Below are 26,756 nucleotides of genomic sequence, written 5' to 3' on the forward strand. Positions count from 1 at the left end.
GACAAAGATAGTCTCTTAATAGCTGCTTATTGCTCGCTGTCAAATTCTTCCTGTAAGATTCTTCTTACGTCTTCGATCGTTTCTTTTTCCAGGTCGGTCCTTCTTTCCAGTTCTTCCGCTGTCAGGTTGAGGATGCTGCGGGCAGTATCGCAACCGATGCGCTTGAACTCATCGATCACCCATGGCTCGATCTCATCGCTGAATTCATCCAGGTCGATATCGAATTCATCCACCACTTCTTCATCTTCGCGGTACACATCAAGTTCATAACCAGTCAATTCGCATGCCAGTTTGATGTTTACGCCCCGGCGGCCGATGGCCAGTGATACCTGGTCTGCCTTGAGGTATATCTGTGCATGTTTTTTCTCGTTGTCCAGTTCCATGAAGCTGATCTTGGCCGGCGTGAGTGAACGCTGGATCAGCAGCTGGATATTGGTGGTATAGTTGATGACGTCGATATTCTCGTTCTTCAGTTCGCGTACGATACCGTGGATACGGCTTCCCTTCATACCCACGCAGGCACCCACGGGGTCGATACGGTCGTCGTAAGATTCCACAGCCACTTTTGCACGCTCTCCCGGATCGCGTACGATCTTTTTGATGGCGATGAGGCCGTCGAAGATCTCGGGTACTTCAATCTCGAGCAGCTTGGCCAGGAACAGCGGGCTGGTACGGGAAAGAATGATCACCGGGGTATTGTTCTTGAGGTCTACCCTTGCTACTACGGCACGGATATTCTCTCCTTTTTTGAAATAATCCTGCGGGATCTGCTCAGATTTGGGGAGGATCAGTTCATTGCCTTCCTCATCCAGCAGCAGCACTTCTTTTTTCCATACCTGGTACACTTCGGCACTGATGATCTCGCCGATACGGTCACCGTATTTCTTGATCAGCACATTCTTCTTCAGATCGCTGATACGGCTTGCCAGGGTTTGTTTGGCGGCCAGGATGGCACGGCGACCGAAGTCGAGTATGTCCATTTCCTGGTACAGTTCTTCACCAACTTCGAAATCGGGCTCGATCTTCACTGCTTCGCTGTAAGCAACTTCGGCCAGCGGGTCCATTACTTCACCATCTTCAACGATCATTCTTCTGCGTATGATCTCAAGGTCACCTTTCTCGGCGTTTACGATCACATCGAAATTATCATCGCTGCCGAATTTTTTCCTGAGCAGTGTCTTGAATACATCCTCTACCACTTTCATCATCGTAGGACGGTCGATATTCTCCGCGTCCTTGAAATCCTGGAATGCTTCAATGAGGTTGATACTTGCCATATCTCGATTTTTAATACTTTACCTGTAGAGCAGCAATAAGCTGCTTTCCGGTTAAAATTTAATTTGAACGGTTGTTGTTTTTATATTACTGAATGGTATAACCAATTGTTGTGTTACCGCTTTTTTGCCCTTGCCTTCCGTATGCTCCAGCAGGATATCTGCCTCGGCCACTTCCAGCAGTTTGCCTACGCGGGTTGTTCCGTCTGTGAATACCACTTCCACATTGCGGCCGATATTCTTATGGTACTGGCGCAGGAGTTTCAGGGGTTCGTCCAGGCCAGGCGATGAAACCTCCAGGGAAAATTCACCTTCGGGGTACATGCCGGCTTCTTCTATCATTTTGTACAGCTGGCGGTTGAAGCGTACGCATTTGTCGATAGCGATGCCATTGTCCCCGTCGAGGTACACTTTAATATTGTTAGTAGGCTTGATGCGTGCCGACACGAAAAAATAGGCCGGTTCATCTGCCAGCAGCTCGCCGATCATCTGCTCAATAGCTGCCAATTGTGTTTCATTTGCCATACTCGCTGTTCCTTTGTTCAGGTACGGAAAAAGGAGAAGGGAACGCTTCCGTTCCCTTCTGTTGTTCTTTTCCTGCTGCAAATGTAGTAAATCCGGCGATTATTTTCAAATTTTCAATGCAGGCTGTCCGTGCGCCCCGTTTTAACATTTCCACTTGCGTGGTGCGGCCTGCATTTTTGGATTTATTATACCTTTACGGGCTATGTCGAAGATATTATTATACGCCCTGCTGATCTATCTGCTGTACAGGTTCATTACCCAGTTTGTGGTACCTGTGAGCAGGGCAACCTCCCAGATGAAGGATAAGATCCGCGAAATGCAGCAGGTACAGGAGCAGCAGGCCCGCCAGGCACAACAGGCGCGGGACGCAGCCCAGGCACAGACCCAGGCGGCACAGCCCAAACCGGGTACAGGCAGCCGGGCCGGCGACTACATCGACTTTGAAGAGGTGAAATAAGCAGTCTCCTTACTATAATATTATAATTCCAGATCGAGCACGGTGCGTGGCGCAACCAGGTGGATGGTTTGCAGTCCGGCCTGTTTGGCGCCTTCTATATTAACGGCGGTATCGTCTATAAAGAGGGTTTCTGCCGGCTCGAGGTTTTCCAGTTCCAGTATTTTCCGGTAGGATGCCACATGCGGTTTACGCAGGCCCAGCTCCTGGGAATAATAGGCTTTGATGAAATAATCGTTGAAATGCCGGCCCGTATTGAGCTGGCTGAACTGGTTGAGGAAATGATCTGCATGGATCTGGTTGGTATTGGAAAAAAGGAAGATGCGGTATTTTTTGCCGATCTCCTCCAGCCAGAGCAGGCGTTCTTCCGTAAAATCGAGCAGCAGGGCGTTCCAGGCATCGCGAATCTCGAGATCTGTGATAACGGTGCCGGTGGCCTGGCGGAAAGCGTTGTAAAAACCTTCCGGACTCAGTTTACCGGTTTCCAGGTCTTCGAACAGCGGGTTGGAATGATGCTGGGCGAACATGCTCCTGAAATCTTTGATACCCAGGGCTTCGAAAGCTTTTTCTGTACGGGTATAATCGAGGTTGAGAAAGATACCACCGAGGTCGAATATGATGTTACGGACAGGATTCATGGTACAAACTTAAGGCACCCGCGGTAAGCCGTAATTTTTTTAGCTTTTTGCACACGCATAGTTTAATTTCTCTATTTTTGCCGCCCAAGATCGTAAGATCAGGGCCTATAGCTCAGTTGGTTAGAGCACCTGACTCATAATCAGGGGGTCCCAGGATCATGCCCTGGTGGGCCCACAGTAAGAAACCGTTAGACAGCAATGTTTGGCGGTTTTTTGTTTTGGGAATGTTATTCATTACGGTTCATGCCTGATAGTTAATGAGAAGCAAAGTCGGCGAAGAGTCCCCCTTTTACTTTGATTGGCAACATTCAGTATTCAAGCACCTGCAACCCCTATCACGAAAAAAAAGTATCCATTGTCAGATCCTGTTGTACAAGACCAAGATAGTTTTGATTTTTCTTTACTCCATGCGTTGTGATCATCGTTACAAACAAGGTCTTCCTTGTTTTGGTTTTACTTCTGAAAACAGCCACTTTGTTTCTTAACTCTTTGGCGTAGGCGGGGTCAATTGTAAATTCGGCTGTGGAATATTTCATTTCGCAGATGTTGATGCAGTTGTCCTGCCTGTCGATTAAAAGATCTATCTGCGCGCCGTCTTCTCCTTTCCCAGGTACGTAACGCCAGGCTGATTCCTGGGTTAATACCGCCGGTATTCCCAGTGCGCGCTTAATCTGTTCAACATGCTTAAGGCAAATACTCTCAAACGCATACCCGCTCCATGCTCTCCACGATGGGCTTCCGCTCATCTTGTCCCATGTATCCTTCGCTGTCGCACTCCTGCCTGTCATAAATTTCAGATAGAACAGTGAAAACTCATCTGTGACCTTATATATGCTTTCACGTACGTCCTTTTTGAAGGGAACATATTGTGTAATGAAACCTGACTCGATCAATTCCTCCATTATTTTTGAAGTGGTTCCTCCTGAAGACAGATTACAGGCACTGATTATTTCATTGCGTGTCAGTCCACTTTTATTCGATGCCAACGTTTTGATAATGTTGATATGATGATCAGCTTTGTCAAACAAGGATTGGTATAAATTGCTAAACTCTCCGCGTAGCAATCCGTTTTTTGTGAAGCATAATTCGTTAATGGCATTGACAGCGCTTTGCCCTGGCTTGATATTTTTCAGATACTGAGGAATACCACCGATTGCCATATAAATCTGAAGGATTTGATAGCGATCCAGGTTAACATGCCGGCTTTGCAGGTATGCTTCGGTTTCTGCGAGTGTGAAAGGCATCAAATGAAGCTTTTGGCTGATGCGATTATGCAAACCGCCCTTGTTATTGATGACATGCTTAATCATCCAGGCAGCGGCCGATCCGCAAATAACAACTATCAGGTTTTTTTGATTTACGCACCAATTATTCCAGAAATGGGCGAAAGTTTCAAGAAACCCCGATCGCGGAGAATTAATCCATGGGAACTCGTCAAAGAAAATAACTGCCTTCCGTTTCCTAAGCCTTGGTGTCAGGAATGTCTCCAATTGGTTAAACGCCTGTATCCAATTGGCAGGTCGCATCAACGGAACGGAGGTATTACTCGCCTTCTGGAGCGATACTGAAAAGTTCTCCAGTTGCTGTGACATGTTCGCACCGTGGATCCCCACAAAATCGAATACAATCTCCTTCCTGAAGGTTTCGCGGATCAGGAATGTTTTACCTACCCGTCTCCGTCCATATATGGCAACGAGTTCAGCATCACCTGAAAACATTATTCTGTTAAGAATTTTCTTTTCCTCAAGCCTTCCTATTACATTTTCCATGAGATTATATTCAGCCACAAGTTGAAAAAAAATATGGTTATGGACAAATATAAAAAAATATATTCAGCCACAAGTCTGGAAAAAAAGAACTTGTGGCTGAATATACTGTGTAATAAATATAAAATCAATGGGCCAAGGAATCCCCGCAGAGGTACTTGCCGAGAGCGTTACCGCGTCGGGAGGCAATGGAAGTCTTTGCCATCTAACCATATAAGAGGAGTGTTGATTAGCTTCATCCAATGAAATCGGCCCCTTGTAAGAGGCCGATTTCAACTACATTTATATCCAGCTATTTATAATCCGGATCAAACTCCACAATCCACTCAATCCCAAACTTATCCCTGAACATCCCGGCATAAGTACCCCAGGGGCCTTCGCCCATCGGGCCTTCCACATTTCCGCCGGCTGACAGGCCGTTGAAGATTTGGTCGGCTTCTTCGCGGCTTTCTGTGCTCACTACTATTTTAGACCGGTTTTCATTTTCGTTTACCCGGCCCATGAATTCGGGAACATCGTTGGCCATTAACAGGTTCTGTTTGCCGATGGGCAGAACGATCTGCATGATCTTGTTGGCCTCTTTTTCCGGAACGTGGAATTCGGCGCTGGCCAGGTCTTTGAAGCGGATGAGCTTTGTGAACTCGCCGCCAAAAACTGATCTGTAAAAAGTAAACGCTTCTTCGGCATTGCCGTTGAAGTTGATCCAGGGATGAATGGCTCGCATGATTTGTATTTTTTAAGTGTTATGGATAAGAACGCTTTTCAGCGTGCCTATATGTTTTCTTTTTTATTATGATAATGTAGCCAGCAGTTCTTCCAGGTTTTTCAAAGTCATGGTGAAACCGATCCTGAAGCCTTCCAGTAATTTCTCCAGGCGCTCGAACGATTCATTGTAAATAACGATATGCACTTTGGTAATGCCGTTTTGTTCGCTGAAATTGTAATCCCATTCAGAGCCGGGCAGTTCGCGGTTTTCGTCTTTGTCTGAAAAAGCGTTGTACATTTTGAAATTGGTCTTCGGTGTGATGGAAGTGAATTCCTGTACCGCCCAGCGTTCCTGTCCATCAGGACTGATCATAGCGTAAAAGCGGCGGCCGCCAACTTTAAAATCCATATACTTTGTACGGGCACGCATGGGTGCCGGTGCACCCCACTGATCGAGCAGCTCGGGTTTGGTGAATGCATCCCAGACCAGGGCCAGGCCGGCATTGAATTCCCTGGTGATGTATACCGTTTGCGCGGCTTTGTCTACGTTGAACTCAAATAGCAGATCGTTATTCATGATTTCTTTTTTTTCATGGTGGTTAATAATTGATCGAGCTGGTTAAACTGTGTTTCCCAGCTTTGCCTGAACTGCGCCAGCCAGTGATCGAACTCCTGCATTTTTTTGGCGTTGAAATGATAGTAGATCTCCCTGCCGCTATGTTCCGGCTTGATCAATTCGCATTCGTGCAATACTTTAATATGTTTTGATACGGCCTGGCGGGTCATATCAAATTTCTCCGCCATTGCATTCGGGGTTAATGCCTGCACGGCGAGTAACATTAATATGGCCCGGCGTGTGGGGTCGGCGATGGCCTGGAAGATATCCTGTTTCATGTTTGATTTTAATTACGCAACTTTCAGGTTGCGAATATATGTGCAACTTTTGAGTTTCGCAAATTAATTTAGAGATTTTTTCGCTGAGGCTCCTTCAATAGATGTCAGTGCAGTACGCTACATGTCATTTCTAAAGCCGATTACAAATTTTAGGCCTGACTCGAGGGTTGAGTTATGAGCGCTCAGGCCGCTGGGCATCGTCTTTGCGCCAGCGCTGCTTTGGCCTCTATCGAAATGTGCTGCGCATCATTTCGATTACCGCCGCTTCGCTCGGCACCGAACCCAAAGAGGCGCCTCTGCAAAGACTGGTAGGATATTTTGGTTGTCAGTTGATCCTAACGATTTTACTATTTACGCCCGAACCCCGAAAGGTGTCTTTGCAAATCGGCAGGGTCTTTACTATCTCGGTGAGGTCTCCGCGAAAGGACGCAGCGCTGCACGAGAGTGTTGATTCATGGTCGCTTAGGCTGCCGGGGATCGTTTGCATTTGAGTCCTTACCGGTAAAAGGGCGTATTTACAGCCGGAAGAAAATAACGCAAGACCACCAGATAAAACGGCATCAGAACGAGCATACAAAGGATAATGATCGTGTATCTGCAGATAAAGTAGCTGATGTTGTTCAGTGCCATTTCCTCTTGCAAGGCGGCTTTTCCGAGAACCGGCCTGGTGATAAAACCAGCTAGTATTATCCAGCACCAGAAACAAGCCGTTGCGATCAGCAGTATTATGCAACTTGCAGTTAGTGCTGCTGTAAAACATTTTTTTACATTAAGCGGCGTATTGGCCATTGAGAGAGAGCCGTATATCAAATCCAGTGCTTCCAGCAGTACCTGTATGGCAGGCAGATAACTGATCGCCAGCATAGCAGCAGTGCCGCCCAGCCAGGCAGCATAAGCGCCGGTTTCTTTATAAGCGATCTCTTCCAACTTCCGGAACGGGCGTTCTGTTGCGCGCAGCAATGCGGTTATTATGAGCAGTGTTACTAAGGCAATCAGCAATAATAAAAAAGTACGCGAGGCAATCATATAAATGGTTTTAATTGGTGAAAGTTTGGTTCAGCATCGAAATACGCCATGCCTGCATGTTGCTGATCTGCGGATCTACCTGGCCAGGTTGTGCCCCGCGCATTGTTGTTTCCCATAATACATAGCGTTTGTTCTCATATCGGAATGCCTGGCCGCTGTAGGGCAACTGCATGCCAATGAGCGAATGCCGGTACGATTCGCTGCTCAGCAGGGCAACTTCATAACCATAGTGAGACAGTACCAGGTAACTGAACAATGTACGCGAATCGCAATCGCCGTTACCGCTGGCTATAAATTCGAGCGGTGTGTAAATGCCAAAGCGCTGATATGGCGCACAAATAGCACCGGCTGACTTAAGATAGTGTGTGATGAACTCGTCGTTATACAGCGCTGCATCGCAGGCTTCGGATAATACAACACTGTATGGCATGTCCTGCACAAAGCCCATAACCATTGCGGCAAAGGAGGTACTGGAAAGATTTTTTGCCTGCTTTAACGAATCGAACAAGCGGTAAACACCGGTCATGTACGAAGCATCATTCTCTTTTAACGCATGGATCACTTCATCATATCCTGCCGGTGTTGCATTGCCAGCAGGCAATTGTTGTTTAAATGCCCGGGCACTGCGAAGTTCGGATCTGCGGTAACTATAATTACCTGCATAGGTATTGCCTGCGCAGTCTGTCCATTCACGATAAAAGGTGACCAGCGTATCTGCCTGATCAGATGAATCCCTCACCGTTTCCAGAACAGGCGGCGACTGCCGGGGCTGCGATTCTGTTCTTGTTGTGGCAACAGATCTTCTCGTAGAGCGCTCGCCGCTTAGCAGCGATATCAGTACAACAATATAAATTACGAATACGCAAACTATCAATACAGAAGTGAAATTTCCCTTGTTTACGCCAGCTAACCGGCCCAGTAACATAAGGATAACGAAGAACAGCAGCAAAGGGAGAAGATAGGGCGCCTTGAGCAGCATCAACACCAGCAGCAATACTCCCGCGAACCCGCCGCCGGTGGAGCCGAGGCAACCACCCGTTGGCACACGTCTTCTTCCTCCGAACGTGAAACCACCGACATCCCGTTGCCGGTACCATTTGCCCCAGTAGGGCCTGCCATCCGAATGATAATATTCTTCGCGCACAAAAGAATAACTACCCTCGGTCTTTTGTTCCGTTTTTCCCGTGGGACCAGAAAACTCAAACGACATATCAGGCGTTTCTTCCGTAACCGTTTCGCTGATCTCCTGCTCTTCAAAATCATTCACATATCCATAGAACCGGCCTGTGATCGTTCCGAAACTCTGGTTCTCGTGTTTGGTAACCCAGATGATCTGGGGGTCGGGAATCCGGAGTTCCTGAATCGATAATGAATAATACGTGTTGAGAACGCCATCCCTGAACAATATTGTCAGCGGTTGTGGTATGGAAAGCGGAAAAGCCGGGTAACGTTGAAATATGCCGCCGAAACTTTCCGGATGCTGCTCCGACCAGATACAATCCTTTTTATCAACTGTTGCGGATGCCTGCGTTGCATGGATCAGATAAAAACTCTCCCGCAGGGACGGATCTGACCGCTCCGTATCCTGCGGCGCCCGGTATTTGATGAATATCGTTCCTGTAATATAGATCCTGATTTCGCGGTACACTTTACGCGTACGTACCGTGGTTTTGGAAGTTGACTCTTGTGCCGGCTTTTTACTGGTCTTGTTATCCGCCTCGATATTGCGCCAGTATTCATCGTACGCGAACCGCTTTTCATCATTTAACAGTACCTCTTTGGCTTCGTTGATCTCCTTGAGTATTTCCTCATATTCCGGTTTCCCGGGATTCCGGTCGGGGTGATAACGGACAGCCAGCTTGCGGTATGCCAGCCGGATCTCTGCCGAGGTTGCGTTCTTTTCAACACCAAGGATCTTATAATATTCTTTCCGGAAGTCCATAATTTCTGAAACGATTAAAAAAGTCTTTTTGACTGTCGCAGCCCGGCGCTTTTGTGCGGTGATTGCGGAATGGCGGATCGGTATGGGTTTCATAGAACGATATACCGCTTAGGTTATACCGCTCCAGGAAGTTCTTTGTATACAAATCCCTGAAACGTAAATAGTGCGTCATTACCAGCGCCTCCTCGGCCTCATTCTTTCCTATATAATACCTGTTGTTGGATGATACGGTATATACCAGTAAAGCCGGTGTAAAAAAAAGTATCAGGATAACCAGGCATATCACCCACGATGACCGGTAATGTTTTGCTGCCAGGCGAACACGCTCCAGGAAAAAGGGCGACCCGCTGATCCTTGCTGACGCGTTCTGAATGGCCCTTGACTGTTGCAATTCCAGTGCTCTGATCCTGACTGATAATTGCTGCAGATCATCCTCATTACCCAAGTTCTTTGCTATGGATTGCCGCATCTGCAGCCGTGCAATATCCGCAGCATATATTTTCTTTGTCTGTTGTTCAAAAGAAATATTCAATTCCTGCCTGTACCGGGCGATGTCTTTATCCAGCGGCATCGACAATATGAAGATCTCTACCGGCTTGGACAACAGGAACCCGATGAATAAAATGAACCCGCCCCGCAACAGGTTTGGCACATTGAACCACCGGCCCTGTTTTTGTCCGAGCGGCTTTTTTGAAATGGTCTGCAACAACAGCACATAGATGATACCGAACATGAGGCTGAAGAACAAAGACAGCAGAAACTGCACGTACCATTTATGAAACATCAGCTCGAACGCATAATAGACCGAAAAAAGACTGAGCATCAGGATGACCGCAACAAAAATGGCCGCCCAGTGAAACCGGTCGAGGTTTTTATCCGCGCTTCTCCTCAGCTCATCATAGTCAATACCGATCATCCCCACCATGAAGCGTTTGGTGATCTTCATTCTCATGCCTGGTCTTCTTTTATAAAGTTCTCCGGGTTGCCGGCAATATCTTCCTTCTTTTTTTCCTTCCAGCTGTGTATCGCCGTAGCACTCAGTTCGCTCTGGGTTTCGAGGATCTGTATTTTTTCTTTCAGCACCCGTATCACTTCGTGGTTGATCACGAGGTCTCGTTCAATTCCTTCCTTTTCAGGATAATAATTGTGTTTTATCTCGATACCCTGCTGTGCTTTCAGCAGTTCCTTCACATTTTCTTCCATATAATCATAGGGCGATTTGATCAGCATCAGTTTGAAGAATATAGGCGTCAGCTCTATGGTCATGAACAGCAGGGTGATGAACAACGATATAACCCAGCCGGCTTTTTCATGTGCCAGCTTGATGCGTTCCAGCAGGCCATCCAGCCCGGCAGCCACCTTGTCTGACTCGTCGAGTTTTTGTTTACGTGTTTTTTCGAGATCGTCGAGTTGCTGCTTTACAGCGAGGTATTCAGGATCATTTTTGATTGCATTTTTAGCCTCGTCATTTTTGAGAAATTGTTGCTTGAACTCCTGGCATTTATCACTGCATCCGCCGTGCGAGATTTCATAGTTGATTCTGCCCTGTAATGTATCGCCGATGGCGTTTAACTGTTTTAACCTTTCCAGAAAGGGACTGATCTGGCTTTCTTTTTTACTGATCTGGCCATTGAATACCGAATCAATGTTCGCCTTATAACTCTGTTGCTGCTGGATCTGTTTTTCATGCAGCGCCACATCGATCTCGGTTTTGAACATCCGTATCTCCACGGGTTTGGAGATAGTCAGTGCAATAATAGCACCCATTACCAGTCTTGGAAGCGCGCCGACAAATTCCTTCTTTGTAATGGCTTCCGTACCATCGCCCTTACCGGTGCTGGTAACAATGAACCGGTCTATGTTGAAGATGATCAGGCCCCAGATCAATCCGAATACCAGTGCCTTCAAGGCGGTAGGCCAGTGCGTCTGGTCGTAATTACCCGCGATACCCGATACTGTTCTGAAAGAATCGATCGCGTTGCCCTTTGGTTCAAAAATGGTATAGAAAGCATACCCGCCGGCAATCGCTGCCATCACGCCCGTTGCAATGATGATGCCGCCCAGGCAGACATATTTGATCTGATCGCCGTAAGTGCTTTGTTGCAAGAGGTAATGGTCTGCACCGGCAGCCTTCCAGAAGATACGCATGATCTTTGTTGCCCTGGGCGAAACGTAGAATTGTTTTTCGGTGTTCATATATTATACAATAAATTTTGCAGCACAGGTTGTTTGATCGTAAAAACGGGTGCGGATATAGCCGCTGATTTCAGCTGCCCAAAAGGTCTAGGTACAGGTAATTGGGGTTGCGGCCTGCACGGAACAGGTTTTGTACCCGAAACCTGCGCCAGTGTTTTTGCGTCGATGCGTATCAATTGCAAAACGAATTTCCTGCTGTACCACAGATTGCCCAGTTTGAGTTCAACTTCAGCTGTATCCGCCGGAATCATCCGGTAGGCCGAGCCCTCAGAAGACCTGCTTCGGAAACCTAACTGGCGCGACTTGAGGTATAAAGCGTCGACAGTCTTCCAGGTAAACAGCAAATAAGGATTTCCATCCACTACTATATTCGTGAAACGAATCGTTTCGAGTGTAGGTTTCCTGAAAACAAACAGGTACCGGACAGACAATAGTATAGCTGCTACCGTTTTCATGGGTATTAGTTTAGTTGTGAGACTGTTGGCCGGTATCACCGGTTTTTTCCGAGAGTTGTGATCAGGACCCGTACTTACAAAAGCAAGGGCTGTTGCGCTTCATCACCTCCATTTACGATGGTATCCATCCTTTACCGTTGTGCTGATGAAAGTGCTTAATCCGCTGCCAGCTACCGCAAGCTGCTTCATGCGCTCAATATTAAAAGCGCTCGTACTGCTGGTATTGTATAAATAATACTGACCACTTTTAAACTGAACAGTAATGCTGTCTGTACCTATTTCATATGCGAGGATACCTGAAGTACCGCTTAAGTTCTTATACTGTGTCATGGCTTACAGACTGTTTTTAATTTCAGGAGCAGAGACATTTTCTAAAAGACAGTTGTCTGAATGCTTCGCAACGCTCAACTGTCTTTTAGAAAATGTTGATCCGTAAAATTACCTTGCTTGAGAATGATATTTTTACGGGAACCCGTAAATCTTCAGCACCAAAATGTTTCAGCTCCGAGCAACAATGTTTATATTTAAAAATGCCTACGTCCGCAAAACATCACAAACAGCAAAGAACACAGCTGATAAGAATATTATTCTTTTTGTTTCTGTTTTGCAATGTTTTTAGTTTACAGGCGCAAAACATAGCAGAACAGATCTCCGAAGACACTACCCGCATGAATCTTTATACTGGCCGCGCATTCGGGAAAAACATCATGTTCACAGATACATCCGGAAAAAAAATAAGTCTTGCTGCCTTCCAAGGAAAAGTCTGCTACATCGATCTCTGGTTTGTAGGCTGTGCGCCCTGCGCCAATGAGATCCCTTTCTGGAAACAGCGGTTCGATCATTTTGCAGGCGATACCAACCTTGCCTTTATTACCATTGCGATACCTGTTTCCAAACAACATGCCGGATGGCGCAGGTATATCAGGGATAACCAGATTCCTGGCATACATCTTACCATCGCGCCGGAGCTGCTTAAGACGAAAACAGCCGCTGCAATTGCAAAAGCCTTACTTACGGATGAATATCCAAGCTATTATATCCTTGATAAAAACGGGCTGCTGGCCGGTAACAAAGTGAGCATTCCAAGCGATAAACTAATTACGGATTACATACTTTATAATGCGTTGAAATCTGTAGCTCCTTCAAAAAGTTATGTGGAAATTCATAGCGAACTTTCAAGGGTCAATTCCAAAACGGCCAGTCCGGCGTTTGTTTCCTGGGTTGAATCTTTTTATAAGAAACCTTTTATGGGGGCATTGAGTGAAGCACTGCAGTAAGTGAACCGCAATGTCTCCTTCAGGAGACAGTTGCGGAGGTAAAATCTTCGGGCAATGGTTGCGGAGACACAATATGCTTTTGGAGACGTTTGTCCACTGTAGTGTAGCCACATCACCCCCTTGCTGCTTCAGAATATCCTTATGGTTTTACCCATTCCCTGCTCCGCTGCAGCATTTCTGCAACTATTGCTTCTGTTGATGCATCGAACCGGATCAGGCGGCTATCTTTTTCAGATTTATAAATATCGATGTAAGCGGCAATGAAGTTTGCAGGATCGGCTAATACAAGATCTGCAAGTGCCTTCCTGCCTTTATATTTCACGATGGCTTTCGCCATTTCGTAGCCGGTGAAATAGGCGGTTTCGTCATAGGCGGTGCTAAAGCATATATTGTAATGCTGCTCGTAACGTTTTGCCGATGTGTCGTAGTAAGATTTGTACAGTACCGCTTCAAATAATGCAAAATTTTCCCGTCTGCGATCTGCATTTTTTGCCCATTCGGCGGTCTGTTCTTTTGCAAATGCACTTTTTCCTTCGAAGCCCGCAAAATCGCCCGCCAGGTTGGCTGAACCTTCGCTCCAGAGGTTTTCCAGCAATGCTGCCGTTGCCTGCAGAAAATAAGGATCCTTGCCGGTGATCGTTTTTTTACGCATCGACTGCCCTTCGGCCTGTACGATATGATAAAGTTCATGCGCCACCAGTAATTTCATCGCGTTGAAATCATTATCCAGTTTCTGCAAGGCCACATTAAACGTTTTGTCGTTGCCGATCGTAAAACCCAGTGCCCCGCCGCCCGCAAGAAAACAGGCTTTGATGGTGATATCGAGTCCTGCAGGTGTATAAGAAAGAATACTGTTCTTTACCTCTTCGATAAAGGATGCGCTGTTCGCATCTATCTGCCCGATCAATTGTTTCATCTCCGGAAGCGCTGCCTTTACCGAACGCCAGTTATAAGGATCATCGCCTTTTATATTTCCATCGATGATCATCGCCTTTAATGTGCTTATAAACACATCTTTACCCGCACCGCTGTAGCTTTTTACTTTTGCAATCAGCTGCTGGTTGCCGTATAACGCGGCGGCGTCATTGAGTTCCTGGTCGGTTACCTGCTTTTTTCCCAGGAGGGCAATATTCGCTTTAGCACTTTCCGCATCTACTATTACCTGTAAGCCCGGAGCGGCCAGCACTGTAACGACAGGAAAGAGCATACCTGACAGAAAGAGTAACAGGCTGCGACGTAAGGAATGGTTTTTCACGAGGCAATGTTTTGATTGCAGTAAAGATATTACTATCTCTTTATTGCCTCGTTCACCGGAAGAAATCCGCAAACGTATACCGCAATCCTACCCCGCCTCTTGCACCGTCAAAACCTTTTTCACCTGTTATGTTATACGAAGGCTGCCAGTCGAGACTGATGTTAATGGGCACACCGGGAATTTTCATGTCCAGCCCGATGATCGCATCCGGACCGAAAGTTGCGCCGTGCTTGCGGTCGGGAAAGAGTGCTTTCCAGTATTCGCTCCAGAAGCCGATATGCGCTCCTGCACCATAATAGCAGCTGAACCCTTTTAACTTTCCGATCTTATAATATCGTTCATACAAACCAGTGATGCGAAAATCCGCTTCAGAGAGGTAAATCAGTCCTTCTACTGCTTTATCCGGGTTTAGAAAATGCCTGGAACTGATCGCATTCCTTGCACCCGGTTTGATGCCCAGTGCATTTTTATACCAATATGGATCGGTAACGTTTTGTGCATTGAGGCACACAGAAATTAAGAGGCAATACAGGATTGCGATTGGCTTGCTCACGGAATTTAGTTTAATGGAACCGGCCGCGCCTTACCTGTCTTGCTTTCTGTTTCTATTATGTATAGGACACGTCCTCAGTTCGGCTTTCATTAAACTTAGCGGAATCGGGCTGCGAAGAAAAGTTATAATTATTGAACTGTTTGAATCAGTGACCGAACATCATTTAAATACCTGTTAAAACCACTACGGACAGCTGTTATACTTTCCCGTTTTTCTTTATCCGCTTCACCCATTTATATATTTCAAACCATAGAACAGATGCGGCTGCAACCAGAATTGCAATGCCCATTTCATGTGGGTTAAGGCTGGCTACTTTAAAGAAAGCTGTCACAGGCGGAAGGTATAGCATGACCAGCAACAGCAGCAATGTTATACCCGTTACGATCAGGAGTAAGTTATTACGGTTCCTGAAGGTCGAAAATATGCTGTAATAAAAAGACCGGTTTGCAAAACTCAGCAGGATGTTCGCAAAGATCAGTGTTGCAAATACCATGGCCCGGGTTTTGTTTTCATCTGCGCCTGACTTCACCATATACTGGTACACCAGTAAAATACCTGCCGTAATGACTATGCCCTGGATTATACTGATGACCAGCTCGCGCCAGTTCAGGAATGTATCTGTTAGCATCCGCGGAGGTTGTTTCATCGCATTGCGCTCCATCGGTTCATTTTCATAAACAATTGAACAGGTTGGGCCCATCACCAGCTCCAGAAAGATAACATGCACCGGTGTAAAGATCTGCGGATATAACCAGCCCAGAAATAAGGGCAGCGATACCGTAAGGATAATAGGAATATGGATTGAGATGATGTACTGTAGCGCCTTCTTGATATTCGCATAAATTCTTCTCCCCGCTGCAATCCCGCTGATCAGCTTTCCCAGGTCGTCGTTGGTGATCACCAGCGCTGCTGCAGCTTTTGCGATCTCCGTTCCCTTGCTTCCCATTGCCACCCCTATATGCGCCGCTTTTAATGCCGGTCCGTCGTTTACGCCATCACCCAGCATAGCCACAATTTCGCCTTTCCGTTTCAGCGCGTTCACTACAGAAAGTTTAGCTTCCGGGAACATCCTTGTGAATAAGGTGGTCTGATCCGCTACCACCACGAGCCTGTTTTCTTCGTAACTACTGATCTCGCTCCCATTTACTGCCGTCGCTTCATTACGGATACCCGCCTGTGCCGCAATTGCCTGCGTAGTATCTGCATTATCGCCTGTTATCACTTTCACTTTGATACCCGCATCGTATATCTGCTGAAAGACTTCCCTGATCCCTTTTTTCGGAGGATCATAAAAAACAACCAGCCCGATGAATTCAAAATCAAAATCCTGTTGTTTCTCCGGAAAACCCTGGCCTTCGAAATGTGTTTTGGCTACGCCCAGAACACGGTACCCTTTTTTACCCAGCGCTGCAACTTCCTTCCTTGCCTTTTCTTTATCGCTATCTGATAACCGGGATACGGCCAATATAGCTTCCGGAGCGCCTTTCGCCGCTATGATCCGCTGCTGTGTGTCGTTTTCGAATAAGTGGGTCATCATGGGCGGCTTCCCCTCCAGCGGATATTCATGAAAGAGCCGGAATTCATTTCTTTTGTCCTGCTGCGTTATTTCATAAATATGATGCAGGGTTTTCTCCATAGGATCGAACGGCACCGGCTCGCTGCTCCACATAGCATACTGTATCAGGTCTGACAATACAGGATCTGAAAAGTCCTTTTCTTCATACAACTGATCCGAAGTAAAATCGTACAGATGCTTCAGATGCATGGTGTTTTCAGTAATGGTGCCGGTTTTATCCGTACAGATAACAGTAGTGCTTCCCAGCGTTTCAACAATACTGCTTCGTTTAATGATGATGCCTTCGCGCATCAGTTTCCAGGCACCCAGGGCCATAAAAGTGGTAAACGCCACCGGGATCTCTTCCGGCAATACAGACATTGCCAGGGTTAGTCCGCTGAGTAAACTATCCAGAATATTTCCGCTCTGGTAAAAACGATAACCGCAAACCATCAGAAAAACAGTGACCCCGGCAATGGCCATGGTGCGTACAAACTTCCCGATCTGAATCTGCAGGGGCGACCGCTCTTCTTTGATGGAAGAAATAGAAATACCTATTTTACCCAGCCGGGTTTCTTTTCCTATTTTCTCTACTTCAAAAACCGCCAGGCCGGAAACGGTGATGGTACCGCTATATACTTTATTGTCTTCCGAATCTTTATCCTTAAACACAGAAAGACTCTCGCCTGTTAATGAAGCTTCATTTACAGAGAAGTCGTTGCTGTGTATGATCTGTCCGTCTGCATTGATCATTCTTCCTTCTTCCGTAATACACAGGTCGCCAACAGCGATCTCGTTTGTGGGGATTTGCTGTACTTCGCCGTTGCGTATGACCGTACTGAGTGGTTCGTTGAGTTGCTGCAGGGCTTTCAGCGCATTTTTACTTCTTCTATCCTGGTAAAATGAAATGCCCGACACGACAATGATCGCCGCCAGCATAAAAAAAGCTTCCGTGTAATTGCCTACGATGAAATAGATCACAGCAATAGCGATCAGCAACAGCAGCATCGGTTCTTTCAGGGTATCCAGCAACAGCTTGAATACCGTATGCTGCCGTTCATTCTCCATCTTATTGAAGCCAAATCTCTGCCGCGATCCCTGCAGGGCATTTGCTGTAAGTCCTTTTAAGTGTGCAGGTATATTATAAGACATAATAAACGCGGATCATATATTACCGACAGAGGCAATTTAATTCTTTTACGGGTTTTATACAATTACATATTAAATTTATGATACTATGAAACTCATCCCGACACTCCTGCTTTTTATTTACGTCAGATGCCTGGCTCATACAGACACATCACTGGTGTACCTCAATAAGGCTAATACAACCACTGTAAAGGATAGCGCTTTTTCTGTGCTGAAAATATACCGGGAAAACGATGCCTGGCATGGCAGGGAATATTATCTGAAGAACGACGTTTTGAAATCAGAGGGAAATTTTGAAAGTAATTCTATCGATAGGCGAATCGGTAGTTTTAAAAACTTCACAGACAGCGGGCAGTTGGATTTTGTTGTCAGTTATGAGAATTATCAGCCTGCCGAATTCACTTATTATTATAAGGATGGCAGTAAAAAATCCTGGTTACAATTGTCGGGCACCAATATTAAAGCGCAAACAGGCTGGGACGAATCCGGAAAAGAGATCAAAGGTTTTATCGTAAAACGGGATCCGCAATTCAAAGGCGGGATAAATGGCTGGCTCAGGTATCTCGAAAAGAACCTGAACGGCATGGCGCCTATTAATGCAGGCATGGCATCCGGAAGGTACACGGCTTACATCACTTTCAATATAAGCAAAACCGGGAAGATAAGTGAGATCAAAGCCTGGTCTTCATCTTGTAAATCCTGTGAGGAAGCTGCCATAAACGTGGTCAGCAGGAGCCGCGACTGGCAGCCTGCTATCTTCCAGAATGAACCGGTAGATTATTTCGGGCACAAACTGGGAATCACATTTATTGTTCCCTGAACCGGTTTCTTTTATTTAAACTCGGGATCGTTTGTCAATAGAATATAACAACCCGATGTATAAGTTGCCGGAGGAACTGTAACATATTGTACACCCACAGCAAACTTCAGGTCCTGCCATTTCCACTTATACAGGTTGGTAATGATCTTGGCGCCCGTGTTCGACTGATCCAGGATTTCCGGCTCGGGCAAATAACCGAACAGGTCGCCGTATTGGCTGAGTACCGGTTGGGATTTTTGTTTTGCCTTTGAAAAATCAGACTGGTCGCTCTCATAAAAGAGCATATGCATGTACGTTTTCAAACGATTGTCTTTTGTAACGATCAACCGATAACTTTTGAGTGATGCATCATCATAAATAATTTCTGCACCGTCCGGGCTCAGCTTCCCTTTCTTAGAGGGATTTTTTTTGAAATGCTCATCGAAGAACGCTTTGTTGAGTGCAACCACACTATCCACATGCATTCCCGGATACCAGCGATTCTCTTCCTGGAAAGCTTTGATGCCTTTTTCCGCTGCTGAACCCCTGTTTTTCAGCCGGTTCCTTTCGAGTTTGATCTTCATCACTTCCAGCAGCTTCTCTTCATTAAAGGCCGACATATCCGGTGCTCTTTCAAACTGTGCAATAGCGCTGTCGAGCTTAACGGCATAGCTTCCGCTCTTCGTATTCAGTTCTTTCAGGACGTTGATCCGCAGGAACAGAATTTTGGCATTGGCAGAACCAAGTTTTGCAGCCGCTTCATCCAGGTATTGCAGGGCCGTCTGCATATCACCTTTACCATAATGCTCTTCGGCAAGCAGGTAGGCGGCCTTAGCCTCCAGCGCATTGGTTTGGGCGCCAGACCGGGCCACGATCGCCAGCAGGAGAATAACAAACAGTTTCTTCATGCAGTTAATTATTAGACGTAATGATCTCGGTCAGTTTTGCGACAGGCAGTTTCCCGTTGGGGTATAATAAGCGGTGCAGTTCTATTTTCCTGTTGCCGCGCACCCATACATAACTTGTTACTTTTCCGGCAGCCTTATCATAAAGAACAGACTCGCTGATCACGGGCGAGAAACCGAGTTTACGTTCATATGCGCTTATGATAGCTATGATCTCCTGTACGGTTGCTGCCAGTGCATTTTTATTTACTTTCTTATCTGCATAAGCCAGTACAGAGCGATACTGCAATATTTTTTCGCCCGCTATGCCCAGGTTTACAGAGCTGATCTTGTTTTTAAAAACAGTATCATTATCAACAGTGCAGAAGGGATAGGCTTCGCTTGGCACATAGAGATCAAAATCTACCCAGGAGGGATGGTAAGTATTAATTTTCTCCTTCTTCCATTTTTTTACATTGAGTTCAGGATGCAGTTCGTTCAGCTGATCCAGCGTAATACCGAGCGGCCCGAAGCGTGTGAATTCCTCACTGAATGCTTTCTCGGCAGCTGCATTTGCAGCGTTTTCCCTGTCTGTTTTTTCTTTCAGCGCCTTCTGTTCTTTTTTCAGCGCCAGCTTCATCTTGGTGATCTCCAGCGATTTCTCCTCATTGAATGAGGCATAATCTGCGCTCTTTTCAAACTCATCGATCAGCGGCAGTACCTTATCCGCCACATTCGGATCTTTGGCGTGCAGTTCACGGGTGGCCATGATCTGCAGGTACAATATCTTACAATTGGTAGTTCCAAGACTGGTCCGCACCTGCTGCAGGTATTCCAGCGCACATTTATAATCTGCCTTCCCGTAACACTCTTCAGCAAGCAGGTAAGCAGCTTTTGCCTCATTTGCATTGACCTGTGCTTTTGCCGAATGGAAAATAATCAGCGCGGCAAATAATAAAACATATCTCCTCATTGTATAACTATTTGATCAGTGTATCGAGTATTCCTGCAGGGTCATCATACAGCAGTTCTACCAGCTTTGCAACGCCGGCCCTTCCTTGCGGAAAGCTGATCTGCATCATACTTACACCCTTACTGCCCTTTCTCCAATCGGTCAGCACAGCCGGGTTCCTCAGTGCTGTAAAACTCCTGGTAGTATATTCTTTACCGAATGTTATTTTAAATCCTTCCACAAAAGAAGCCGAAGTTTTCTTTACCTGGTCGTAGGTGGTGCTGAAGGTTGACTTCTCCTGGTCTAGTTCAAGCAGCTGTACCAGATAACCGATGATCTTGTTATCTGCAGTGATGATGCCGGTGATCGGATTCGGCGTACTGATGATCTTACGGTTCGTGGCAAAGGGAAAATTTTCGGCTGAGATGCTGAACAGGTTCGCGTCATAATAAACCTGAATCGCTCCGATGTCGGTTTTTTTCCACTTTTTCAGATTCCATGAAGGTTTTGCCCGGTCCAGTTCTTCCATAGACACGCCATAGGGGCCTGCTGAATATAAAGCAGTGGTAAAGGATTTTTCCACAGCAGCTTTATCGGCTGCTTCTTTTTCTTTTTTTTGTTCCGCTGCAAGCCGCTGTGCATTTTTCAACGCCAATTTCATTTTCGTGATCTCCAGCGACTTTTCTTCATTAAACGTTGCATGGTCAGGACTCTTCTCAAACTCTTCGATCAATGGTAACAGCATATCTGCAGCGTAAGGACTCTTTGCATACAGTTCGCGGCTTGCCATGATCTGGAGATACAGTATTTTACAATTGGTGCCGTCAAGGATGGTCCTTGCCTGCTTCAGATAGTCAAGCGTACATTTGTAATCTGCTTTCCCATAACATTCTTCAGCAAGCAGGTATGCGGCTTTCGCTTCATTTGCGTTGCCTTGTGCCTGTACTGTATAACCTGCTGCAATCAGAAAGGCAATTATTCCCAATAACTTCTTCATAGCATTAATTATTCCAGAAATCTGATTTCTTTTTTGTTGTGTCGGTTGCTGCTTTTACAGGTTGTTTCCCTGTTTCCCAGAAATCCGCCGGCGTTGCTGCTGTACCGTTATTACTTCCCACCGGTTTGAGTGTAACCTGTTTTACGGTCAGTTCGCTTTTTTGCGCCAGACCGATAAATGATTTGCGCATTTGTTCTGCCGCATTTTTATCGGTATAAAACCCAACGAGCATCACATCGCCTTTTGAAAGGCCGTTCAGTTTACCGGATACTACCGTTTTAAAAGGATAAGTGCCATCTGAGTATTGTGCTACCGGGAACACATTACTCACCGTTACATCTGCAGCTTCATTATTCAGTGTTGCCTGGTCAACAATATAACCGAACATGTATACCTGGGGTTGCGTTACCTTATGTGCAGTAAGTGGTGTTCCGCCATTGGGAAATGATTTCAGGAGCTGGTTACGCAGATCGTTCCTTGCTTTTTGTTTGGCTGCGATCAATGCTTTCTGCTGCCTTTCCCTTTCGGCCTTTAATGCCTCTCTTGCTTCCTTCTCTTCCTTGCTGGCTTTGGCGCTGTTGAAAATACTGCCGATCAGTGCCACACCCTGGCCGATTGCCTGTTCGGTGCTACTGCCATTGAAGTTGGCATTTACCGCATTGTTCAGTTTTGCATTTCTCGCCTGTTCTATTCCCTGAACTTCGCTGCGTATGGAACTGTATTTCTGGTTGAACTCAGCTTCCAGTTGTTCTATCGAATTATAATTACCCGATAATGTACTTAATTCTGCCAGGTTCTGCTTACCGTTACGGATAGCTTCTGCATAATAAAAATTCTGCTGCATCGCCTGTGAGAACTGGTTGATCCTGGCATTAATGGCAGCATCACGGTCCCTGGCATCTGAGAACATTTTGTCAACAGCGGCGCGAACTTCTGCCGCCGTCATTTTCTGCTCTTCTTTAACCGGCGTTGTATTACTGGTTGCTACGGCCGATTTTGCTTTCTGGTATTCTTCGGCGCTTACCTCCCTGAACTTTCCATCGGCTCCGCGATGAAAATATCCGCCATCCGTTGTGCGTACAAAATCCGGCAGGTTTTTATGATTGGGCTGTTCAGGTATTACTTTACCGCCTGGCTGAGCAAGTGTTTTGGTATTATCCTGCACAGGCTTTTTTTCGTTCCAGAAATCATCTTTTGCGGCAGTATTGCTGCTTGTTTTATTCTGCTCCGGCACCGGTCTTGGCTGACTAGCTCCGGAGGAAGCTGTATTGGCAGTAGTTGCCCTGTTTTGTACAGGTTCGGATGTTATGGCAGGAGCGCTGCTGCCCGTAACCGGTGGCTTAGCCACCTGGGGTGGCGCCTGGTTCTGGCTCTTACGTTTCTCTTCAAAATTGCGGATGGCCGTTTCAACAGGTTCTGTTCCGCTATAATAAACATTTCGTAACGACTGCACATGACAGGAATAAGTGGACAGTACAGCATCTTTCGATACAACACCCAGATCTTTCCTGCTGATGACTGATTCGTACAGAACTTCCTGGTTCACACCAGGGCCCTGTACAAGCACACTGAAACTTGCCTTCTGCATCCGCACAGATGCAAAAGGGTCGAAACCCAGATCACGATCGGTATATTCTTTACCATTATAGGTATAATGATAAGAAAAAGGAGCAACAGGGTTCTGCGCTGTTCCCATTGTAATATCCATTTTCAGAACCAGGTGTTTTTCGCTGCCGAGATTCTCGAAAGATAAGGTTGGAACAACTTTGAACCCGGGGGTGCTTAACCCGGTCCTGTGACCTTCCGGCATTGGCCAGTCACGGACGGAGGCCGCGCTCTGCGACCAGACCGGAGACAGGCCGACCAGTAATGTTATTGTAAATAAGGCAAGGAATTTCATAGTCATTTTAACTCATAAAAAACGAGGTAAAAGTACTATGAGACTGCCTGATATGCTTGTCCCCCAAAAACGTTCATCCCGTTTTTAAGCAGCAGTTGCAGAAGCCGGGTTATTTTCTCAGTATCTTCTCCATCGCCTTTCCCTTGGCCAGCTCATCCACCAGCTTATCGAGGTAGCGGACTTTCTGCATCACCGGATCTTCGATCTCTTCCACGCGGTAACCACAGATCAGCCCGGTGATCTTTGAGCTGTTGGGGTTCATCTGCGGGGCTTCCTTGAAAAAGGTTTCAAAATTGGCTTTTATGTCAATCTGCCGCTGCAGCGATTTCTGATCATAGCCGGTGAGCCAGAAAATAATCGTGTCAAGCTCTTCTTTGGTGCGGCCTTTTTTCTCCACTTTCTGAATGTACATCGGGTATACGCCGGCGAAAGACATTTTATATACCCTGTCGATGCTTGCCTGGTTCATATTGGTATGATTTGATAATGCTCAGGTTTCACGAGCAGATAAAATTAAAGATACAAACAGATAATCAGTTCAATTGTCTTCCCCGGATGATACTATAAAGACCTCCCGGCCGGAAGGTCTTTATACAGTAAGGAAACGATTTGCCTGTTACCAGATGTTGATGGAAAGCGGCCCGTTTACCGTAACATTCGTGAAAACAACAGGCGTTCCCGCTACCTGCGACTGGTTATAAGACGGTGTATACACGTAACAGGGAACAACTGCCGACGCCCCGGACCATTTTGTGATCTCCACATTATAGGTACCCAGCGGTAAGGCCAGAAAATCCGTGTAAGTAGTAGCGCCATAAAGATGGAAGGTGCTGATGGTAGCGTTGGTGGCCGCATCTTTGATCTGCACCGCATAATCGTCGGAATCATTGTTGATGTAGGTGACGTCAGTGTTGGTTTGCTTTACATTCAGCTGCTGTGTCTTTTTGACCGTATTGACCCGGCTTTCGTTTTTGACAGAGAGGTTGTTGTGCTGTACACTGGCGATGAAGAGGAACAGCGCAGCCGCTGTGATCATTGGTTTCATGGTATTTGGATTTATGGTTTACTGTTTAACACCTTTCTGATACAGGTATATAAATGAATGCCATTGCATCGGCAATAACGATAAATCTGAAACGGATCACTATTGGCAGGGGGATAAGAACAAGATACATTAAAAAAACCGATCATGCAAGTTTTTCTTAATGGCGAAAAATGGAATAATTTTAAATAAAATCTGCCTGAACATGAAGTTGCGTCCATACCTGATACTGCTTGCATTTGCGTTACTGATGCTGAATAAAAGTTACTGCCAGCTACCCGATTCCATCAAAAATCATATCGACAGCAGCCTTCTCATTCTTGAAAAAAATTCTCTTTACAGTAAAAATCTGAACTGGCCCAAGATCAGGCAGCAGGTATATAATGCTGCGGCCACAGCAAAGACCAAAGCACAAACCTTTCCCGCGTTGAAGATCGCGTTCGATGCATTGGGCGATAAACATGCCGCCTATTACCAGTTCGATGATCAGTACCGGCTTGATAATCCCACACTCATGGCGCGCTATTCGGACTCCATCAAAGCGGCCTGGAAAAAAGGACCGCGCATCCTCAAGCAGATGATCGGAGATATTGCTTACATCAGCATACCGCTAATGGCTGCAGGCAAACAGGAAGACATCGACAAATATGCCAACTGGATCTATGATGCGGTACTTGCCCTGCAGAAAAACAACCCCGCCGGCTGGATCGTTGATCTCCGGCTCAACGGCGGCGGAAATATCCGCCCGATGCTCGCCGGGCTGGCGATGTTTTTCGGAGATGGTATTGTAAGTTATTATATCGACAGGAATGGGAAAGCAACCGACGAAGCTGCATTCAAGGACGGCGATTTTACGATTGATGGAGTAAAACAGGCTACTGTAAAAAACAAAGTGCCTTACTTTAGTCCTGTAAAAACAGCTGTACTGATCGGTCCGGGCACAGCCAGTTCCGGAGAAGGAGTGGCAGTTGTTTTCAGCCAGCGGAAGCATACAAAACTGTTCGGGCAGCCGTCGGCCGGTATGGCCAATGCAACGAATGGATTTGTATTCAACAACCAGCAATCCTATTTTCTTATTTCCACCGCCTATATCGGTAATAAAAACAAAAAACGTTTACCGGAATCCATTCAGCCAGACCAGAAAGTTACGCCCAATGATGCATTTAGTGATGTGAATGCCGATCTGGTGGTGAAGGCTGCTGTTGAATGGCTGACGAAAAAATAAGCTTCGCCGAACGTTATGAATTGTGTTACAACTTCGGCAGATTATTTACGCAATAATGAAGCGTTTACTCCCGTTGGGGAAAAACAATAACAATATGAAGTTATCGCTGCTCTGCTTAGCATTATTATTATGTTCGGGCATTCTTGCACGAAGCGCCGACACTACTTTTTTAAAAAGGCAGGTCATCGATACGCCCTATCCTTCTTATCATGCTATTTTCATTGACACCGCAGACACGCATAAAAACCCGCTTATACATTTCGGCTTCGACCACTATGACAGCGCTACGTATTTTGAATTGCTCACAAGACTGAAGCCGTTGAAAAAAGTGGTTATGCCCGTCAGCAGTTTTCCCCAAAAGTGGATCGCGCTTTACCGGCTGAAAGGTCAGTATTACCTGTACACACCGTCCGATGCCGGTAATCATTTTCAATTCGAGATCACCGACAGTACTACAATCGATTTTACCATGGAAGGCCCCTGTCCGAGCAAACTAAACAGGATCTCCGCCAGCTCTTCTTCCGAGATCATGATCAACCGCAGCAATTACTGGAACCAGAACAACGTCCGCATCAGGATCATCGACAGCAACAAAGGCATCGCCGTATTTCAGTTCGGCCCATCCGGATTTAAAAAAAAGGAGAAGTATATATTGATGGTGGATGCTTCAAAGGCCCGCCTGTTTCCCGTTATTGTGAACTGGTCTACAGAAAAACAACCAGAATTTGATTTTGATGAAATTGACTTCGCACGGCTGCTGAAATAAGAATCCCTTAACATGCTTTCCGGTAAATTCACACCACTGATTTTTATGAAAGCATTTTTTAAACTACCTGTTCTGCTTCTGCTCGTTATCACGGCTACCGCACTTTGTGGCTGTCCGCCGCTCGACTACAAGGTCTTTGTGCGTAACATCACTTCGGATACCGCGCGACTGACCCTGCTTTATAAATCTAATGACACTGTTCCATCAGAGACACTTTCAGCAAGAGCTGCCTTTGAAATTTTACCGGTGCGGAAAAAGAACCTCGAGGTGATGAATGAGCGCGTACCTGCATCTGTGAATGCCCGGCATGTAACGTTGCTGGTTCCACCGAAGTCGACTGTGTACGTAAGTGATGTGCTGCAATCACTTCACAGGTTCGGTGCAGAATACCTGATGATAGAAAGGGCTGGTCACCTGGATACGGTTAAATCGAATTTCCATTACAAGGGCTTTTCGAAAAAACCAGATCCGTCTTATAATTATTTGTATAATACGCTTGTTTATTATGATATCAAATAGGCATCAAC

Annotated in this window: 28 protein-coding genes and 1 tRNA gene; 7 read left to right on the forward strand and 22 right to left on the reverse strand. The window is 46.2% G+C overall.

Going from position 1 to position 26,756, the window contains the following annotated elements:
- Positions 1 to 26: 26 nt before the first annotated feature.
- Together nusA and B5D42_RS06725 are read right to left on the reverse strand one after the other, a co-directional pair.
- Positions 27 to 1,277 carry a transcription termination factor NusA gene (gene nusA / locus B5D42_RS06720; RefSeq protein WP_078830692.1) on the reverse strand — a complete coding sequence of 417 codons (1,251 nt, stop codon included), beginning with the start codon at positions 1,275 to 1,277 and terminating at the stop codon, positions 27 to 29.
- 51 nt (positions 1,278 to 1,328) lie between these two features.
- Positions 1,329 to 1,799, reverse strand: a complete 471-nt coding sequence (locus B5D42_RS06725; protein WP_078830693.1) for an LSm family protein — start codon at positions 1,797 to 1,799, stop codon at positions 1,329 to 1,331.
- A 202-nt stretch (positions 1,800 to 2,001) separates the two neighbouring features.
- Between B5D42_RS06725 and B5D42_RS06730 the strand changes: the two genes are divergently transcribed.
- Positions 2,002 to 2,256 (forward strand): DUF4834 family protein, encoded by a 255-nt coding sequence (locus tag B5D42_RS06730; RefSeq protein WP_078830694.1) that lies wholly within the window; start codon positions 2,002 to 2,004, stop codon positions 2,254 to 2,256.
- A 20-nt stretch (positions 2,257 to 2,276) separates the two neighbouring features.
- Here the strand turns inward: B5D42_RS06730 and B5D42_RS06735 are convergent, their stop codons facing one another.
- Positions 2,277 to 2,891 (reverse strand): HAD family hydrolase, encoded by a 615-nt coding sequence (locus tag B5D42_RS06735; RefSeq protein WP_078830695.1) that lies wholly within the window; start codon positions 2,889 to 2,891, stop codon positions 2,277 to 2,279.
- Between the two features lie 101 nt (positions 2,892 to 2,992).
- Between B5D42_RS06735 and B5D42_RS06740 the strand changes: the two genes are divergently transcribed.
- Positions 2,993 to 3,066: transfer RNA gene (locus B5D42_RS06740), tRNA-Ile, on the forward strand.
- Between the two features lie 160 nt (positions 3,067 to 3,226).
- On the opposite strand, the gene B5D42_RS06745 is transcribed toward B5D42_RS06740, so the two are convergent.
- The 10 genes from B5D42_RS06745 to B5D42_RS06790 form a co-directional block, all read right to left on the reverse strand.
- Entirely contained in the window at positions 3,227 to 4,660 is a 1,434-nt protein-coding gene (locus B5D42_RS06745) for an AAA family ATPase (protein ID WP_078830696.1), read from the reverse strand.
- Positions 4,661 to 4,949: 289 nt separating this feature from the next.
- Complete coding sequence (locus B5D42_RS06750; protein ID WP_078830697.1) at positions 4,950 to 5,381, reverse strand: VOC family protein; 432 nt, start codon at positions 5,379 to 5,381, stop codon at positions 4,950 to 4,952.
- 66 nt (positions 5,382 to 5,447) lie between these two features.
- Entirely contained in the window at positions 5,448 to 5,939 is a 492-nt protein-coding gene (locus tag B5D42_RS06755; protein WP_078830698.1) for an SRPBCC family protein, read from the reverse strand.
- Positions 5,936 to 6,256 carry an ArsR/SmtB family transcription factor gene (locus tag B5D42_RS06760; protein WP_078830699.1) on the reverse strand — a complete coding sequence of 107 codons (321 nt, stop codon included), beginning with the start codon at positions 6,254 to 6,256 and terminating at the stop codon, positions 5,936 to 5,938. The genes B5D42_RS06755 and B5D42_RS06760 overlap by 4 nt, the downstream gene beginning before the upstream one ends.
- 495 nt (positions 6,257 to 6,751) lie before the next feature.
- On the reverse strand, positions 6,752 to 7,282 hold the full coding sequence (locus B5D42_RS06765; protein WP_078830700.1) for a hypothetical protein: 531 nt from the start codon (positions 7,280 to 7,282) through the stop codon (positions 6,752 to 6,754).
- A gap of 10 nt (positions 7,283 to 7,292) precedes the next feature.
- Positions 7,293 to 9,224: a J domain-containing protein gene (locus B5D42_RS06770; RefSeq protein ID WP_078830701.1), complete on the reverse strand. Its 1,932-nt coding sequence runs from the start codon at positions 9,222 to 9,224 to the stop codon at positions 7,293 to 7,295.
- Complete coding sequence (locus tag B5D42_RS06775; protein ID WP_078830702.1) at positions 9,199 to 10,176, reverse strand: DUF4407 domain-containing protein; 978 nt, start codon at positions 10,174 to 10,176, stop codon at positions 9,199 to 9,201. The genes B5D42_RS06770 and B5D42_RS06775 overlap by 26 nt, the downstream gene beginning before the upstream one ends.
- Positions 10,173 to 11,420 carry a DUF4407 domain-containing protein gene (locus B5D42_RS06780; RefSeq protein ID WP_217698796.1) on the reverse strand — a complete coding sequence of 416 codons (1,248 nt, stop codon included), beginning with the start codon at positions 11,418 to 11,420 and terminating at the stop codon, positions 10,173 to 10,175. Before B5D42_RS06780 ends, B5D42_RS06775 begins: the two co-directional genes overlap by 4 nt.
- Positions 11,417 to 11,875, reverse strand: a complete 459-nt coding sequence (locus B5D42_RS06785; protein ID WP_078830703.1) for a hypothetical protein — start codon at positions 11,873 to 11,875, stop codon at positions 11,417 to 11,419. The genes B5D42_RS06780 and B5D42_RS06785 overlap by 4 nt, the downstream gene beginning before the upstream one ends.
- A gap of 102 nt (positions 11,876 to 11,977) precedes the next feature.
- Positions 11,978 to 12,205, reverse strand: a complete 228-nt coding sequence (locus tag B5D42_RS06790) for a hypothetical protein (RefSeq protein ID WP_078830704.1) — start codon at positions 12,203 to 12,205, stop codon at positions 11,978 to 11,980.
- 338 nt (positions 12,206 to 12,543) lie between these two features.
- Here B5D42_RS06790 and B5D42_RS06795 point away from each other — a divergent pair, with 338 nt between their 5' ends.
- The gene (locus tag B5D42_RS06795; protein ID WP_176112929.1) at positions 12,544 to 13,152 is read left to right on the forward strand and encodes a TlpA family protein disulfide reductase; all 609 of its coding nucleotides are present in this window, start codon (positions 12,544 to 12,546) and stop codon (positions 13,150 to 13,152) included.
- Positions 13,153 to 13,291: 139 nt separating this feature from the next.
- On the opposite strand, the gene B5D42_RS06800 is transcribed toward B5D42_RS06795, so the two are convergent.
- From B5D42_RS06800 to B5D42_RS06810, 3 genes are all read right to left on the reverse strand, one after another.
- The gene (locus tag B5D42_RS06800) at positions 13,292 to 14,407 is read right to left on the reverse strand and encodes a DUF5700 domain-containing putative Zn-dependent protease (RefSeq protein WP_139367023.1); all 1,116 of its coding nucleotides are present in this window, start codon (positions 14,405 to 14,407) and stop codon (positions 13,292 to 13,294) included.
- Between the two features lie 52 nt (positions 14,408 to 14,459).
- Entirely contained in the window at positions 14,460 to 14,960 is a 501-nt protein-coding gene (locus B5D42_RS06805) for a hypothetical protein (RefSeq protein ID WP_139367024.1), read from the reverse strand.
- A gap of 196 nt (positions 14,961 to 15,156) precedes the next feature.
- Positions 15,157 to 17,667: a cation-translocating P-type ATPase gene (locus B5D42_RS06810; protein ID WP_078830708.1), complete on the reverse strand. Its 2,511-nt coding sequence runs from the start codon at positions 17,665 to 17,667 to the stop codon at positions 15,157 to 15,159.
- Between the two features lie 85 nt (positions 17,668 to 17,752).
- Between B5D42_RS06810 and B5D42_RS06815 the strand changes: the two genes are divergently transcribed.
- A complete protein-coding gene (locus tag B5D42_RS06815; RefSeq protein ID WP_078830709.1) occupies positions 17,753 to 18,484 on the forward strand; it encodes an energy transducer TonB in 732 nt (243 codons plus the stop codon).
- 11 nt (positions 18,485 to 18,495) lie between these two features.
- On the opposite strand, the gene B5D42_RS06820 is transcribed toward B5D42_RS06815, so the two are convergent.
- The 6 genes from B5D42_RS06820 to B5D42_RS06845 form a co-directional block, all read right to left on the reverse strand.
- Complete coding sequence (locus tag B5D42_RS06820) at positions 18,496 to 19,371, reverse strand: hypothetical protein (protein ID WP_078830710.1); 876 nt, start codon at positions 19,369 to 19,371, stop codon at positions 18,496 to 18,498.
- A 4-nt stretch (positions 19,372 to 19,375) separates the two neighbouring features.
- Complete coding sequence (locus B5D42_RS06825) at positions 19,376 to 20,320, reverse strand: hypothetical protein (RefSeq protein ID WP_078830711.1); 945 nt, start codon at positions 20,318 to 20,320, stop codon at positions 19,376 to 19,378.
- Positions 20,321 to 20,327: 7 nt separating this feature from the next.
- On the reverse strand, positions 20,328 to 21,296 hold the full coding sequence (locus B5D42_RS06830; RefSeq protein ID WP_078830712.1) for a hypothetical protein: 969 nt from the start codon (positions 21,294 to 21,296) through the stop codon (positions 20,328 to 20,330).
- 4 nt (positions 21,297 to 21,300) lie between these two features.
- Positions 21,301 to 23,196 (reverse strand): hypothetical protein, encoded by a 1,896-nt coding sequence (locus B5D42_RS06835; protein WP_217698797.1) that lies wholly within the window; start codon positions 23,194 to 23,196, stop codon positions 21,301 to 21,303.
- Positions 23,197 to 23,305: 109 nt separating this feature from the next.
- Positions 23,306 to 23,665 carry a DUF2200 domain-containing protein gene (locus B5D42_RS06840; protein WP_078830714.1) on the reverse strand — a complete coding sequence of 120 codons (360 nt, stop codon included), beginning with the start codon at positions 23,663 to 23,665 and terminating at the stop codon, positions 23,306 to 23,308.
- A 147-nt stretch (positions 23,666 to 23,812) separates the two neighbouring features.
- The gene (locus tag B5D42_RS06845) at positions 23,813 to 24,241 is read right to left on the reverse strand and encodes a hypothetical protein (RefSeq protein WP_139367026.1); all 429 of its coding nucleotides are present in this window, start codon (positions 24,239 to 24,241) and stop codon (positions 23,813 to 23,815) included.
- A gap of 202 nt (positions 24,242 to 24,443) precedes the next feature.
- Here B5D42_RS06845 and B5D42_RS06850 point away from each other — a divergent pair, with 202 nt between their 5' ends.
- The 3 genes from B5D42_RS06850 to B5D42_RS06860 all read left to right on the forward strand — a co-directional run bounded on the left by B5D42_RS06850 (position 24,444) and on the right by B5D42_RS06860 (position 26,748).
- Complete coding sequence (locus B5D42_RS06850; RefSeq protein WP_176112930.1) at positions 24,444 to 25,463, forward strand: S41 family peptidase; 1,020 nt, start codon at positions 24,444 to 24,446, stop codon at positions 25,461 to 25,463.
- A gap of 94 nt (positions 25,464 to 25,557) precedes the next feature.
- On the forward strand, positions 25,558 to 26,229 hold the full coding sequence (locus B5D42_RS06855; protein WP_139367027.1) for a hypothetical protein: 672 nt from the start codon (positions 25,558 to 25,560) through the stop codon (positions 26,227 to 26,229).
- A 45-nt stretch (positions 26,230 to 26,274) separates the two neighbouring features.
- Positions 26,275 to 26,748, forward strand: coding sequence for a hypothetical protein (locus B5D42_RS06860; RefSeq protein WP_139367028.1), 474 nt, complete (start codon positions 26,275 to 26,277; stop codon positions 26,746 to 26,748).
- The last annotated feature ends 8 nt before the right edge of the window (positions 26,749 to 26,756 follow it).

This window comes from Sediminibacterium ginsengisoli, from assembly GCF_900167075.1.
In the GTDB taxonomy this organism is placed as follows: domain Bacteria; phylum Bacteroidota; class Bacteroidia; order Chitinophagales; family Chitinophagaceae; genus Sediminibacterium; species Sediminibacterium ginsengisoli.